Origin of the sequence: Thermodesulfobacterium sp. TA1, assembly GCF_008630935.1 — a bacterium.
GTDB lineage: Bacteria > Desulfobacterota > Thermodesulfobacteria > Thermodesulfobacteriales > Thermodesulfobacteriaceae > Thermodesulfobacterium.
The window spans coordinates 1119808-1134392 of sequence record NZ_CP043908.1; the positions used below are offsets into that span (position 1 = coordinate 1119808).

15 protein-coding genes are annotated in these 14585 nt (G+C 33.8%); 4 read left to right on the top strand and 11 right to left on the bottom strand.

All coding sequences use genetic code 11. The features are described 5' to 3' along the window. Nucleotides 1–2: 2 nt before the first annotated feature. The gene (gene tgt, locus F1847_RS05720) at nucleotides 3–1124 is read left to right on the top strand and encodes a tRNA guanosine(34) transglycosylase Tgt (protein WP_150072120.1); all 1122 of its coding nucleotides are present in this window, start codon (nucleotides 3–5) and stop codon (nucleotides 1122–1124) included. Nucleotides 1125–1139: 15 nt separating this feature from the next. Continuing rightward, nucleotides 1140–1478 carry a preprotein translocase subunit YajC gene (gene yajC / locus F1847_RS05725; protein WP_168194277.1) on the top strand — a complete coding sequence of 113 codons (339 nt, stop codon included), beginning with the start codon at nucleotides 1140–1142 and terminating at the stop codon, nucleotides 1476–1478. Nucleotides 1479–1484: 6 nt separating this feature from the next. On the opposite strand, the gene trmFO is transcribed toward yajC, so the two are convergent. The 10 genes from trmFO to F1847_RS05775 are packed head-to-tail and all read right to left on the bottom strand — an operon-like array spanning nucleotide 1485 to nucleotide 12205. Next, on the bottom strand, nucleotides 1485–2798 hold the full coding sequence (gene trmFO / locus F1847_RS05730) for a methylenetetrahydrofolate--tRNA-(uracil(54)-C(5))-methyltransferase (FADH(2)-oxidizing) TrmFO (RefSeq protein ID WP_150072121.1): 1314 nt from the start codon (nucleotides 2796–2798) through the stop codon (nucleotides 1485–1487). Nucleotides 2799–2801: 3 nt separating this feature from the next. Beyond that, nucleotides 2802–4760, bottom strand: a complete 1959-nt coding sequence (locus tag F1847_RS05735; protein WP_150072122.1) for a secretin N-terminal domain-containing protein — start codon at nucleotides 4758–4760, stop codon at nucleotides 2802–2804. Nucleotides 4761–4763: 3 nt separating this feature from the next. Beyond that, nucleotides 4764–5225 carry a pilus assembly protein PilP gene (locus tag F1847_RS05740; RefSeq protein ID WP_150072123.1) on the bottom strand — a complete coding sequence of 154 codons (462 nt, stop codon included), beginning with the start codon at nucleotides 5223–5225 and terminating at the stop codon, nucleotides 4764–4766. Then, nucleotides 5222–5830: a type 4a pilus biogenesis protein PilO gene (locus F1847_RS05745; RefSeq protein WP_150072124.1), complete on the bottom strand. Its 609-nt coding sequence runs from the start codon at nucleotides 5828–5830 to the stop codon at nucleotides 5222–5224. The genes F1847_RS05740 and F1847_RS05745 overlap by 4 nt, the downstream gene beginning before the upstream one ends. Further along, nucleotides 5830–6372 carry a PilN domain-containing protein gene (locus tag F1847_RS05750; protein ID WP_150072125.1) on the bottom strand — a complete coding sequence of 181 codons (543 nt, stop codon included), beginning with the start codon at nucleotides 6370–6372 and terminating at the stop codon, nucleotides 5830–5832. The genes F1847_RS05745 and F1847_RS05750 overlap by 1 nt, the downstream gene beginning before the upstream one ends. Beyond that, the gene (gene pilM, locus F1847_RS05755) at nucleotides 6369–7421 is read right to left on the bottom strand and encodes a pilus assembly protein PilM (protein WP_168194278.1); all 1053 of its coding nucleotides are present in this window, start codon (nucleotides 7419–7421) and stop codon (nucleotides 6369–6371) included. Before pilM ends, F1847_RS05750 begins: the two co-directional genes overlap by 4 nt. Nucleotides 7422–7460: 39 nt before the next feature. Next, on the bottom strand, nucleotides 7461–8129 hold the full coding sequence (locus F1847_RS05760) for a hypothetical protein (protein ID WP_150072127.1): 669 nt from the start codon (nucleotides 8127–8129) through the stop codon (nucleotides 7461–7463). Further along, nucleotides 8122–10125 carry a dynamin family protein gene (locus tag F1847_RS05765; protein ID WP_150072128.1) on the bottom strand — a complete coding sequence of 668 codons (2004 nt, stop codon included), beginning with the start codon at nucleotides 10123–10125 and terminating at the stop codon, nucleotides 8122–8124. Before F1847_RS05765 ends, F1847_RS05760 begins: the two co-directional genes overlap by 8 nt. Before the next feature lie 16 nt (nucleotides 10126–10141). Then, nucleotides 10142–11794: a hypothetical protein gene (locus F1847_RS05770; protein ID WP_150072129.1), complete on the bottom strand. Its 1653-nt coding sequence runs from the start codon at nucleotides 11792–11794 to the stop codon at nucleotides 10142–10144. A 21-nt stretch (nucleotides 11795–11815) separates the two neighbouring features. After that, nucleotides 11816–12205 (bottom strand): bacteriohemerythrin, encoded by a 390-nt coding sequence (locus tag F1847_RS05775; RefSeq protein WP_150072130.1) that lies wholly within the window; start codon nucleotides 12203–12205, stop codon nucleotides 11816–11818. Nucleotides 12206–12363: 158 nt separating this feature from the next. Here F1847_RS05775 and F1847_RS05780 point away from each other — a divergent pair, with 158 nt between their 5' ends. After that, the gene (locus tag F1847_RS05780; protein WP_150072131.1) at nucleotides 12364–13824 is read left to right on the top strand and encodes a hypothetical protein; all 1461 of its coding nucleotides are present in this window, start codon (nucleotides 12364–12366) and stop codon (nucleotides 13822–13824) included. 30 nt (nucleotides 13825–13854) lie between these two features. Further along, nucleotides 13855–14358 (top strand): pantetheine-phosphate adenylyltransferase, encoded by a 504-nt coding sequence (coaD, locus tag F1847_RS05785; RefSeq protein WP_150072132.1) that lies wholly within the window; start codon nucleotides 13855–13857, stop codon nucleotides 14356–14358. A 35-nt stretch (nucleotides 14359–14393) separates the two neighbouring features. On the opposite strand, the gene F1847_RS05790 is transcribed toward coaD, so the two are convergent. Next, nucleotides 14394–14582, bottom strand: coding sequence for a ferredoxin family protein (locus tag F1847_RS05790; RefSeq protein ID WP_150072133.1), 189 nt, complete (start codon nucleotides 14580–14582; stop codon nucleotides 14394–14396). Nucleotides 14583–14585 lie beyond the last annotated feature (3 nt).

Here is a 14585-nt window from a genome sequence, read left to right on the forward strand (position 1 = left end):
TGATGTTTAAGTTTAAACTTCTATACGAAAGTCAAACTACTAAAGCAAGGATAGGAAGATTAATTACCCATAGAGGGGTGGTTGAAACCCCGGTGTTTATGCCTGTAGGCACCCAGGCTACCATCAAAGCCGTCCCCCCTGAAAAAATAGCCTCCTTAGGTTATAGGATTATCTTAGCCAATACCTACCATCTTTACCTAAGACCTGGCGCTGAAGTTGTAAAAGATTTAGGGGGGCTTCATCGGTTTATGAACTGGTCAAGGCTTATCCTAACTGATAGCGGAGGCTTTCAGGTCTACAGCTTATCTCAGTTTAGAAAAATTAAAGAAGACGGTATAGTTTTTAAGTCCCATCTGGATGGCTCAGAACACTTTATCACCCCGATTGAGGCTTTAGAAATCCAGAAAAAACTTGGGTCTGACATAGCTATGGTGCTTGATACCTGTATTCCCTATCCCCTTTCTTACGAAGAAACCAAGGCTCTTACCGACCTTACACACCGATGGGCGTTAGAATCCTTTAAGTATAAACAAAGACATGAAAACCATAAACAGGCGGTTTTTGGTATCATTCAGGGGGGTATGTTTCCAGACCTTAGACAAAAAAGCACAGCTTTTATTACTTCTTTAGAGTTTGAAGGATATGCCATAGGTGGACTTTCGGTAGGAGAACCTTTAGAGCTAAGGAACGAAATGATAGAGATTTCAACCAGTCTTATGCCTAAGAATAAGCCCAGATATCTAATGGGAGTTGGAACTCCTCTGGATATTGCTGAGGCAGTAGCCAGAGGAGTAGACATGTTTGATTGTGTACTGCCAACCAGAAACGCAAGGAGAGGAAGTCTGTTTACCTCCCAAGGTCCTTTATCGATAAAATCCTCTAAGTTTAAAACTGATTCAGAGCCTATAGACCCTATGTGTGACTGCTACACCTGCCGAAATTTCTCCAGAGGTTATTTAAGACATCTTTTCCATGCTAAAGAACTTTTAGTCTATCAATTATTAACCCTTCACAACTTATTTTATTATGCTAAACTTATAGAGGAAATAAAACAAAGCATCCAGCAGGAAAAGTTGCCAAGCTTGATCCAAAAGCTAAAAACTTTATACGAAAAATCAAATTAAAAAGGAGGCAGTTTTATGAATTTGAATTCCCTTTTGGTTTCTAATCTTTGGGCTATGGGTGCACCTCAAGGACAAGCCCCTCAAGGAGGATTGGTAGGGTTTATCATCTCTCTTTTACCTCTTATCATCATCTTTGTCATCTTTTACTTTCTTCTTATCAGACCTCAGCAAAAAAGGATGAAAGAACACCAAAAGTTTCTTTCTGAACTAAGACCAGGACAAAAGGTTTTCACCACCGGTGGTATCGTAGGGAAAGTAGTAAAGATAGAAGGCGACATCGTGTGGTTAGAGGTGGACAAGGATACCAACATACCTGTAGTAAAGGGTTATATCGCAGGACCTATTAATTTTTAGTCTTTTTTATAGCACTTGATGGTTATTTATCCAATCAGAAAGGGTCTTTAAAGCCCTTTGTGCCATAAGAAAGTATTTTTGATTTTTAGGGACTTTTCTTTCAAGCTGAGGGAAAAGTCCCCAGTTTATGTTCATAGGTTGAAAGTGCTTTGGGTTTGCCTCAACCAAATAGTGAACCAGCGCACCGATGGCTGTTTCCTTAGGCGGTATTAACAAAGGCTTATTTCTGACCAATCTTTCTACGTTAAGCCCTGCTAAAAGCCCCATAGCCGTAGACTCTACATAACCTTCAACCCCTGTAAGCTGTCCTGCTAAAAATACGTTTGGTTTCTTTTTAAGTTGTAAAGTAGGGGTTAAGACTAAGGGTGCGTTGACAAAGGTGTTTCTATGGATGGACCCTAACCTTGCAAACTCAGCCTTCTCAAGGCCTGGTATAATTCTAAATACCCTTTTTTGTTCTTCATACTTAAGCTTGGTCTGAAAACCTACCAGGTTATACAAAGTTTTTTCTTGGTTTTCAGGCCTTAGCTGGACCACAGCATAAGGTTCTTTCCCTGTCTTAGGGTCTATCAACCCTACCGGCTTCATCGGACCATAAAGTAGAGTCTCTTTTCCTCTTTCAGCCATCACCTCTATCGGAAGACATCCCTCAAAATACTTTGGGTCCTCAAAAGGATGCAGAGGAACCTTTTCGGCTGTAATTAAAGCCTCCCAAAACCGTTCGTATTCCTCTTTCGTAAGAGGACAGTTTACATATGCCCCTTCTTCGTCTTTACCATAACGGTCTGCCACAAACACCTTTTCCCAGTCTATGGTCTCTGCATAAACTACCGGAGAAATGGCATCATAAAAATGTAAATAAGGCACTTCTATCAACTTAGCTAAAGCCTGGTCCATGGCTTCGCTGGTAAGAGGACCGGTAGCGATAATAACTATCTTGTCTTCTGGAATTTCTTTTACTTCTTCCCTGATAACCTTTATATTAGGATGAAATAGGATCTTTTGGGTGATATATTCAGAAAAAAGTTTCCTATCAACCGCTAAAGACTTACCTGAAGGAACCTCAAATTTTAAAGCAGCTTCTATTATCAAAGATTTTAAAAGCTTAAGCTCTTCTTTTAGAAGTCCTACTGCCTTGGTAAGTTCTTTAGAACGAAGTGAGTTAGAACAGACAAGTTCAGCCAAAAACTCTGTTTTATGGGCTGGGGTGTTTTTAAAAGGTCTCATCTCAAAAAGAGAGACCTTAACCCCTCTAATCGCAAGCTGCCATGCAGCTTCAGACCCGGCAAGACCTCCACCTACTACCCAAACCTCAGACATTTTCTATGGTTGATAATCGATCCCTTCAATGGGGATGTAGGCTATTTTAGGAGTGATAAAAACAAGTAGTTCAGAGTTAGACAACATTTTCTCTTTTCTCTTAAAAAACTCTCCAGCCCCAGGAATGCTTGCAAGCCCAGGAACGTTGTCTATATTGTCAGAGATGTTTTTAATCTTTACCCCACCGATTACTAAAGTTTCTCCATTATCAAGTAAAACCGAGGTAGCGATGTTGCTAGTATTAATGGTTGGTTCTCCAGAAACAGTACGGCTCCAATCAGGTTCTGACTTTTCTATAGAAATATCAACAAAGATTTTACCTTCTGGGGTTACTGAAGGTGTGACTAAAAGTCTTAAACCTGCATCTATAAAATTAACGGTTGCTTGGTTGATGTTAGCGGCATAACTTAAATAAGGGATTCTGTATCCTTGCTGGATTACAGCCTGTTCTTTATCTAAGGTTAAGATTTGTGGTCTTGAAAGCACCCTTGCAACCCCTGTTTCTTCAAGGGCAGAAAGGGTTACATCAAGCACAGCTCCTGTCTTACCAAAATATCCAAGTATTACTCCCAAATTACTCGTAGCCCCGGCTACCCCTAAATCAAAGATGGCTGAACCAGGAACATTAATAGTACTGTTGCCTGTAGAGGGTTGTTTAGCATCTGGTCCATATGGATTGGGATAAGGATAATTAGTTTGTCCGGTGTTAGCCGAAGGATTAGGAGAAACCCCCCACATGCTGTGGTCTGTTGCCTTCCAAGCAGCACCACCCCATTTAATCCCTAATTTATGGGTGTACTCATCTCTTATCTCAACAATCCTTGCTTCTATTACTACCTGAGGTCTTGGTCTATCTACTGCCTTGATGATAGCCTCAACCTCATCTAAGATCTTAGGAGTAGCCTTAACTATGATGGTATTAGTCATAGGCTCAAAGGTAACCTTGTTTGGATCTTTAAGTAATTCCTGAAGTTTTTCAGAAAAACGATGGGTTTTTAAAAGATCTATTACCTTATTTGCCCTTAGATATTTAAGGGTAAAAGTTTTCGTAATCAGCACGTTTTTTTCTTCTTGTAATTTTTGCAAAGCATCAAAGATGTCTCTTTGAGCTTCTATCTCTGTCTTGACGCCTTCTTTACCTTGAGCTATGGCTTTTAAATAATCTTTATAGATTTCAGCATACTTTTTGGCCTCATCTAAGGTTGCGATAATCATCAAGTTTTCTGTTTTTAATTTTGCCAAACCAAAATTAGAAACTATAGCATCCAAAATCAAATCCCAAGGAACATTCTTAGCCCTTAGGGTAACCATCCCGTTAACCTTATCACTAACCAAGAGGTTAATCTTACCCACCTCTGCTAAGAGTCTTAAAACAGCATGCAAATCAGCCCCTTGAAAATCAACCGTTATAGGAATACCTGTGTATTTATCCCCTGAAAGAGGTGAAGTAAACCTTCTTTCATTTAAAAAAATTTCATACGGTTGGTTAGAAATCCTATTTTCTAAAATAGCCTTAACTTCTCTTAAAGTTTTTTCCTCTAAAGTTTCCACCTTTTTATCTTTGATAACTACGTTTATAGGGGTTGAAGGTTTTTCCCATAAAAATTCTAACAATATTTTATTTTCTAAGTCTTTGGCTTGAACATTAAACTTTTGGGTTAAGGTTAAGGTTAAAACTATCCCGCTTTTTTCTAAACTAACGTCTACCTCTTTGATTAAATCTTTGGGTAAATGCCTTACCCAATTTGATTTTAAAGGAACTACATTTTGTAAAAACAAGGTCAGCCTTGTCTGATCAACCTTTAAAGTATATTGTGGTTTTCCGTCAAACTCGAAAATCAACATATCCACAGGTTGTTTTAAATATAAAACCTCTCTTAGATTAACCTTAGCTTGAGCTTCAACCACCCAAAAAGTTAAAATAAATATGAGTATACCAAACATAATTTTCCTTATATCCATACCTCACTCCTTGATTAAACTTAAAACCCTTTGCACTTTTTTACGGTTTCCATAGAGGTCTACGATCTCTTCTTCTACTAAAACTTGATTTTTTTCTACCTTTAAAACCTTATAGTTTCCTACTTTGCTGCCGGTTTTTACCAAATAACCTATCCTTCCTTCATCTTGAATAAGGGCCATCCTTTGTCCTTGTTTATCAACTATTCCTACTAACCGGATAGAAATCACGTCTTCATAACTTATAGTCTTACCTACTACCGGTAAAACAAAGGGATTTTTAATTTCCTTAGGGTTTATTACATAAGCTTCTTTAGCAAGTTCAGTTTTCCAAGTTTCAAGCTCTTTATCTATTAAAGTTGCATTAAAACTTACTGCCTTTGGAGATGTGTCCTCTTTTTTATTATTACATCCCATCAAAAAAACAACCAAAAAAAACAAACTGATTAAACAAAATTTAAACTTCATTTCTTTTCCTTACCTTCTTTATTTTCTACCGGTTTGCCTGTGTACTGAAAAGTACTTAAATTTAACCCAAGGGTAAGTCTTTTATCTTTAATCTTAAACTCAAGTTCGTTTATTACCACTAAACGTGGAAGCTTTTGAATTTCGTTTAAAAACGCTATCATGTTGTTAAAGTCTCCTGTAAGTTCTACGGTTATAGGTATAGCTTGGTAATAATCTTTAACCACTTCTTTCTCTGGTTTAAATAAAATTATTTCTAAGTTGTTCTTTTTAGCAAGCTCTGCCACTTTTTTTAAAATAATGGGTATTTCTTTTTCATCTGGAAAAAGGTTTTTAACTACCTCTAAAAACTCCTTCCTTGCTGCCATCTGTTTGTTAAGAAATTCAAGCTTAGTTACTACTTGTGAGTACTTAGCAATCTCAAGGTCTAATTTGTTAATATCTTCTTTTAAAATGTTGATTTTTTCTTTGTTTGGTTGGTAATAAAATTGATAAAACAAGGCAAGAGGACCTAACACCAAAACGATTAAAACCAATATTTTTGTCCTGAGCGGGGTAACTTCATCCCAGGTTTTAATCCTTTCGGTTAAAACCTTTATTATTTTCATCAAAATAAAACCTCTGCCTGAAATTCTACCAATTTATCCTGTTTTTTAACCTGAGTAATGTTTACCTGCTTTACTATATCCTTTTTTTCTTCTAATGTTTTAAAATACTCTCCTACTTCTTTCATATCAATGCTTACACCTTCTATTTTTGTTTGATTAGAATTTACTTTTAATAAACTAAAATAAACTTGGTTTTTACCAAAATTGCTAAAAACTACATTTACCTTTTTTAATACTTTTTCCTGTTCTTTTTTAAGAGATAAAATAGTTTCTATCCTTTTTTTAGCCTCTTCGTTTTCCTTTTCAAGTTGGACTACTTTTTGAGATATGCTTTTGTATTCTTGAAGTTTAGCTTCTTTGGTCGTCTTTTCTTTAACAAGCTCTTTTTTTTGTTTTTCTATAGAAATAAAACCGCTTATCAGTAAAGATAGAACAAAAAACACAGAAGCTATAAGAAGTTTATAAAACTTAAAAGGTTCTTTATGAACCTCTTCTTTTACAACCTCTTTAGGTTTAGGTAAAAGGTTAAACTTAATAATCATATAAATTCCCTCAAGGCTGCAGCTACGGCGTTAGCTCCTTGAGTATTTATAATTTTAAGATAAGAAGGATCTATATTAGGGTCTATATCTATCCTTTCTTGAAGTTCCAATTTTTTGGTTTCAAGGTTAAGTTTTGTGGTAAAAATTTTTTCTATGTCTAAAATTCTTGCCCCACCACCTACAAGATAAATCGTTTCTAAACTCAGATTAAACTTGCTTTGCACAAAATCTATAGTATACTCAACTTCTTTTAAGATTTCGTCGATGTAATTTATATAAACCTTTTTAACTTCTTGAAACTTTTCAAACTTCAACGGATTAACCATAGTCATCTCAACCAAATCTTTATCAGGTACCAATTTTTTTATTTCTTTTTTTAAATTTTTTAAACCAAGATTAAAAAGCTCTCGGTTGTAAACTGGAATATCCTTATTAGAAAAAAGAAGCCTAACCTTGCTTTCTCCCCAGTCGATGATTAGCTTAGCTTTTTCTCCCATTTCTAAAAACTCAACAAGATTATGAAGGTTTATAAAATCAGTGTCCATGTTATTCACATTAAAATTGAGACCCTTTAAAAGGTTCTCATATTGATGTGCTATATCTTTCTTTATAACTAAATACAAAATTTTATAAACATTTTGCATGGGGAAAATAAAATAACTGTAATAAACATCGTCTAAGTTATAAGGAATATCATCATTAAGTCTTTTTTTTATCTCTTCCTCCGAGGGTATATACTGAGATTGAAAGGAATCATATATAACTACATCATAAGAAATAGAAAGGTTGACTTGATGAGAATTAGGATGAAAAACCTCAAAAATATTTTTTAGGTTGGTGCTAAGATACTGAAAATCATTGATAATCCCGTTTACAATAACGTTAGGATAGGTTTTACCCTGGATAAAATTAGTAAGAATTATTTTTCCTTTGTTTAATACCACCTCTGCTAACTTAATAGAATAAGTCCCTATATCTATCCCTATATAAGAGTTTTTTTGAGACTTTTTAAAATTAAAAAATTCTTTAAATTGCTGAAGATTAAACATTTGCTTCATATTTTTATAATACTTTTTTAAAAATCAAAGTCAAGCTTCAATTTTATTTTTTTGGTAAAACTCCCCTAGTTCTTTTTCAAATTTTTCTATTACTTTTTTCAACCAAACCTTTATTTCTTTTTTTGATTTTTCTAAGTAGTTATTGATTTCTTTTTTCCAAATGTTTTTTAATCTTCTGTTTTTTTCTTTAATCTTTTTAAAAATATAAATCGGACCAGCTAAGGTAGAAACTGCAGGTATGGCTTTTAAAATTAAAGTCTCAGGCACAGAAGCCACAGCAATTAACCCTCCTGCACTGACCGCTACCCCAGGGGCAACAGTAATCGTTTTTTCAACAAAGGTCTCTTCCTCTTTTAACCTTAGTATATCAGGATTATATCTATTTTCTTTAGTTAAAGCCCAATTTTTTACCTTTTCTCTTAAATTTTCCCTTGCAAAAGCATACTGTATGTCTGAAGTTTGCTTCCTAATGGATTCTAAAACCTCTTTCATAAGATAATTAAGCACAGTATCAAGCAAAACCTCAGACCTTTCCCTCAAAAGCTTTACCGGATAATGTTTGATAAACTCTTTTAAAAAAAACATGTCTAAATCTTTATCTAAAAAATAAAAAAGTTCGTTTTTAATCAAATCCATTTCTTTATCTAAATCTTTCTCCAGTAAATTTTCTATGCTTTTTATAGTATCTTTATCAAGCATAAAGGTCACTCTTCAGATTATCAATCTTCTTAAGCTCTACTTCTATACGATTAATATCCTTTTGGTGCATAAGGATCTCATAGTCTATTAATTCATTTGATTTTAACTCTTGCCTCAATTTTTCTAACCCTTGTCTTTTTTCCTCTAAGATTAAAGTAATCCTTTTTTTATAAAAATCAAAAGCCTTATAAAACTCTTCCCTTAACCTTTCTATGATATCTATAAAACTTTCTATAAGGTTGTTTTTTAACGTTTTAAAAAACATTTCTTGGTCCAATACTTCTTTGGTTCCTATTACCGTCTTTTTGGTACGACCAGCTTTAAACCATTTCCAAGGTTTAAGAAAATTCCAATTCTCCAAAAGGTCTTCTACTTTTTCTTCTACGATCTCTTCCCTTTTCACTACTCTATTTTTACAGTTTTCTTCTATGGCTTTAAAGTCTATCTTAGGTAGAGTTACGTTATATTCCTCTTTAAATTGCTCTCCTATTTGGTTTAACTTGTTTTTAAAAAACTCACTAATCTTTTGTAGATTTTCTCTTACTATCTGGTCTAAATCATTTTCTGCATCTCGATAATGTTTTCTCAGTTCTTCTAAATCGGAACTTTTTAAAAAAAGTTCATAATAGTTAAGTTTAAACTCGTTTAACGTGGTTTCAACCGGTGAATGAACCCCTTTAAAGATGGTAGTAGCCTCTTCTAAAACTAAATAACAGTACGCCTCTAATTTTTTTAAGCCTTCTTGTCTCCTTTCTATCTCTATTAAAAACTCCTCTCTATTTTTCTTTTGACTTTGAAGTAATTCTATCATTTCTTGGTGAAGGTTGATTTGTTCTTTATATCCTTCTTTGATGTTTTCTAAAATTTCAATTAAAACCGAGAAAGGAGCCTCAACCAAAAATCTTTCAAGATTAGGAAGCAGTTGTTTAAATCCGGAAAAATCTAAAAAAGCCTCTTTTTCATCTAACCCTTCTTCTTCTGCTAAGTCCTGAAAATAAACCACCCATTTTCTTTTACTTTTATCTTTTTTAATTTCAGCTAAATTTTTACCTCTGTTAAGCTCTTCATAAATAAGTTTTAACAAACTGTCTACCGCAAAAATTCGCTCAGGAGAAATGATAGAACCATATATACGTTTAGCCTCTTCAACCAGTCTTTCTTTTTCTTCATAAAAAACCGCTGCATGGGTTAAAACCAAAAACAATACATCTTTACTTTTTTTAGTAATAACCGAGGAGACAAACCTTTTAAATGATTCTGACTCTACAGGCTTGATAGGATGGATAAAAAGCACTGCATTAGCCCTGTCTAAAAAGGAAAAAGAGATGTCATAAACACCTCCTACCGCATTTACTCCCGGCATGTCAACCAACCTTAATTCGTCAAATTCCCAATCAAAAGGATAGCCAAGCTCTATCCTTATAGGAATATTATCTTTACTACGGTTAAAAGCATATTGTTCAAGCTTATATTTTACCTCCTTAAGTTTTTCCATACCAGACCTTTCTTCTAAATACTTGATGAAATCCTCATCTATAAAAGGAGCTTTATCATGCTCTAAAATATAAAGGTCTATCAAGGTTACCGGTATGTCCCGATATTCTTCTGGAATAGAAGCAATAGTTTTAAGCCTTTCTCTAAAAATCTCTTTAGACTCTTCTTCAAAAAGTTCTACCCTACCAGAGGCATAGGTAACCTTTAAAAAAGGTTTTTTCGAATAAAAAATCTCAATAAGGGCACTGGTAGCTTGCAACACATCGGTCGGAAGTATTTCTTCTTTTATTAAACTATTTATAAAACTTGATTTTCCTGCCTTTACCTCACCGGCTACAGCTACCAAAAACTGACTGTTTTTTAAATTTTCAACCTTGGTAGTTAGGCTTTCAAGGTCTATGCCGTCGTTATGATTACCTCTTAAAGATTTATAGACTTCAAAGGCCTCTATAACTTGTTGTTTATAAAGCTTATAATCCGCAAATCTTAAACGAGAAGGCATATTGTTTTACCTCTTTTTAAGCTTTTATTTTATGGTATTGTTCTCTCAATTCTTCTAACAAAAGTTTTAACCTTCTGGCTATACTTCTAAGTTGGGTTTGAAGCTTTTCTGCCTTTATAGAATCTTCTTGGTCATGGGCAATAATAAGGTCTCTCCCTATAGTATGCAAACTCTTCAAAATACTTTCAAACTCCTCAAAATCAAAATCCTTAACCATCTGTTTCAATTTTTGTCCCTCTTCAGAGTAATACCACTTTCCTATAGGAAAAGCTTGATAATCTCCCCATCTATCAGGGTCAAGTCTATCTATACCTTTAATATGGGCTTGCAAACGTAATAGATAACGATCTATATCTTTTTCAAAAAGTTCAAAAAGCATATCTTCCATCTTCTTAGTTTTTACCGTTGAGGCTATGGTTTTCATATAAGAAGAAATAAGTAAGGTCTCATAGGCGTTTTCACTCATCTTATCCATAAGCTGACTTATCTCGTTTGAAACTTGGGTAATTTCTTCAAAGGCTTCGTTAATGCTTTCAGAGGTTTTCAAACCTCTGTCTAAATCTTCGGCTATTTCTAAAACCTTAGTGTTTAAATCATCAAGCAATCCTAAAATCTTGGCCAACACTTCTTGTTTTTCTTTAACCTCATCTTGTTTAAAAATTTCTATTTGTTCCAGTATTTCTTTAGCGATGTTGTTTATAGAACTGGTGTTCCTTGAAATAGCTCCTACGGTTAAAGCAAAATCGTCTGCTATGATAGAGGTTTGGGCTACCTTTAGATTTTGAAACTTGATTTTTTCGTTAACATTATCTACCAACCTGAAAACATTGTCTACCTGGTCTACCAATTTTACCGAATAATCTAAAGTTTTAGACGTAAAGTTTCTCATATATTCTAGCACTTTGTCTAATCCTTTAGCTAATCTTCCTATCATGTCTTCTCTTTCTTTAAAAACAGAGGGTATTTCAACCGTAAGGTCTCCCTCTGCTATTTTATCAAGGCTGTTTACCATTACCTCTAAAGGCTGATGGGCTATTTTTATGTAGGTAAAATACACCAACAGAGCCGCGGTTAAAATACCTCCTAAACCTAAAAACACATAAACGATCGTTACTAACTTTGTCTCAGAAAAAATATATTCTATCGGAATAACTATACTTATAGCCCCCATTACTTCTTTTTCTCCTACGTTATAATGACATCTCAAACACTCTATGTCAGGTTTTATTGGAAAAACTCCTCTTAAATCAAAGCCTTCTCTTATAATTACTTCGTTTCCCTCTTTTAAAACTTTCTTTTCTAACTCATCCTGGGCATAATATTGGGGGGCTTCTTTACCATATAATTCGTCTATCTTCTCAGCTCTTATAATTCTGATATTAGGTTGCTGTTTTAAAAACTCTTCTCTAATGATTTTATAGTTTTGCCTTTTATCCCCTACCATCTTATCAAGAATAGCTCCATGTTTGATTATGGTACTATATACCATTTCTTGTTTTTCTCTTAAATATAGTTTAGCATGTCTTAAACCGAAGAAGTAATTAGCATAAGAAGTAACAATTATAGTTAAAATTATCAAAATAGAAAAACACAAAACGATAATAGGGATAATCTTTTGATGTAACTCTAATTTTTTACTTAAACTACTGAACCACCCTTGCGAAGACATCTTTACCCCCTTTTTATCTATTTATTTTTTATCAATTAAAAAACTTCCATATTTTTTATCGTGGTTCAAAAGATGATTAATCCACCAATTTTTTAGATATTTTAAAATTTCAGTAAAATTAATCTCTTCCTGAGAAACCAATTCAGTAAAATCTTTTTTAAAATTACTATGCTCTTCTTTATGCTTTTCTGCTTCAGGATAACCATACTTTTCTAACATCTCTTCTTCAAACTTAAAGTGGTTTTCAAAATAGTTTTTAAGCGTATCCAATGAACTTTTTAAAAAATTTTTGTCTACCTTTAATCTTACCGCTTCATATAAAGCATTAACCATGTTAAACATCTTTTTATGTTGCATGTCAATTTCTTTAATCCCTGTAAGAAAAGTATCATTCCAATCTAAAAAAGACACAACAAAACCTCCTAATTAAGGTCTAAAAAATTAAATAACAAATTTTTAAGATTTAGTCAAATCCTAAAAAAAACCGAAAAATGTTTTTTTTATAAAAATTTTTGCTTTTATCAAGATTTTTGTTGACATTTTTAAAATTTTTTTTATAATCGTAAATTATGTTTAAATCGTTTAAAATCATTAGCTTTTTAATTTTTATAAACTTAATCTTTTCTTCTAACCTTTTTTCTTACGAAGACCTTACAGAAAAAAGGCTTAACCTTTGGCCTCTGATTTTTTTTTCTAAGAACCATGAGCTTAACTCTACCAGGATAGAAGCCTTAGGGCCATTTTATCAAGAAATAACCTTCACTCAAGAAAATTCTACTTCTGTAAGACCGATAATTTCTAAGGTTAATACCCCAGGAGAAAAAAAGGTATTTTTTTTATCTCCTTTAGGTATTTATAAAACAGATAATCAAACATCAACCCTAAAGCTTGTACCTATTATCAACAAAACTTGGTACAAAGACGAGCCACAAGAAGCTAAAGAAGAGCAGTTTACCTTTTTTCCTTTTTTTAAAGGAAAAACCGCCTCTAATGAAACTTATGGGGGGTTCTTTCCTCTTTATGGAAAAATTAAAAACCGTTTTGGTGCTGAAGAAATAACCTTTTTCTTATGGCCTCTTTATAGTAGGACTCAATATGAAGAATACACAGCTTATAACATACTTTGGCCTTTTATAAGAAAGATTTCCGCCAATCAAAAAAAAGATCAAGTTCTCTATCAAGGTTTTAAAGTATGGCCTTTTTATGGAAGGTTTAAAGAAAAGGAAGAAGAACGAAAATTTATCTTATGGCCTTTTTACATCAAAGAAACCTTTCGTTCTGCAGAGGGAGACTTTTCAGAAAAGCTTATAAGTTTTCCCTTTTATATAAAGGAAAAAAACGACACCTTTGAAAAAACTATAGTCTTATGGCCTTTCTTTCAAAAAATAACCACCCCAGACCAGTCCTACTATCAGTTAGATGCACCCTGGCCCTTTTTTAGGGAAATAAAAGGAAAAGATATAGAGGGTAAACGTTTTTGGCCTTTATATGGATATGTTAAAAAAGCTGAAACCTTTGATTATTTCATCTTATGGCCGCTTTATTCCTACCAACATACTTCTATCAATTATAAAGATAAAACTTATTATGAAGAAGTACAACGTTTCCTTTTTTTATCTAAGTTTCAGAAAAATTTAGAGGGAAACCAGACTGTCTTGCAAGAAGTTAGAATTTGGCCTCTTTTTTATAAACTCTCTCAAGGTATCCCTCCAGATAATATAGACATATGGTATTTTCCAGCAATTTTGCCTATTTTTGATGAAGGATTAGAAAGAAACTATGGACCTCTTTTAAAATTAATGGAATATTACCAAAAACAAGACTATGTAATGTTTAAATTTCTATGGGGGCTTTATAGATACGAAAGATATAAACAAAGAAAAGTACAAGAATTAGGTCCTCTTTTAAGGATTGTAGAGGGAGAAAAAACAGCCTATGTAGAAATCTTAGAAGGACTTTTTGGTATAGGTCAGAAAAACGGTTTACCTGTTCTCAAAATACTTTATATTCCGATAGAAAAACGCCCATAAAACTCTTCTAAAATCAAATGGGAGGAAAGGATGCCTGACCGCAAGGTGGTTATCTATCCTGGAACGTTTGACCCGATCACCAACGGCCATCTTGACATTATAAACAGAGCCTTAAAGCTTTTTGATACAGTAATAGTAGCTATAGGGGAAAATCCAACTAAAAAACCTCTTTTTTCTATAGAAGAAAGGTTGATGATGGTAAAAGAGGCTGTAAAAGAAATTCCTGAGGGGATAAGGGTAGAAGTAGAAGCTTTTTCTGGATTGTTGGTTGAATTTGCTAAGTCTAAAAAGGCTTGTGCCATAATAAGAGGGTTAAGGGCGGTTTCAGACTTTGAATATGAAATGCAATTGGCTCTTATGAATAGAAAACTTTCTAATAGCATAGATACTATTTTCCTTTTGCCTAGTCTTAAATGGATTTTTCTAAGTTCCTCTATCGTAAAAGAAGCAGCAAGATTAGGAGGAAAAGTAGAAGACTTAGTCCCTAAGATCGTTTTTGAAAAACTAAAAGAAAAATTCCCTCTGGGGCTTTAGATAGTCCCAGAGGGGAAATTTTTCGATTAAAAAGCTTAGATCTCCTTAACTGTGATAGAACCGGTTGGGCAAACCTCTACACAGGTCATGCAGCCAAGACAATCCTCTGCCCTTGAAATTACAGGTTTGCCATCATCTCCTTTGTCGTAAACCTGCGCAGGACAAGATTCGATGCAAGTTCCGCAGGCATCACAGGTGTCATAGTTAATGGTAATTTCAAACATGTT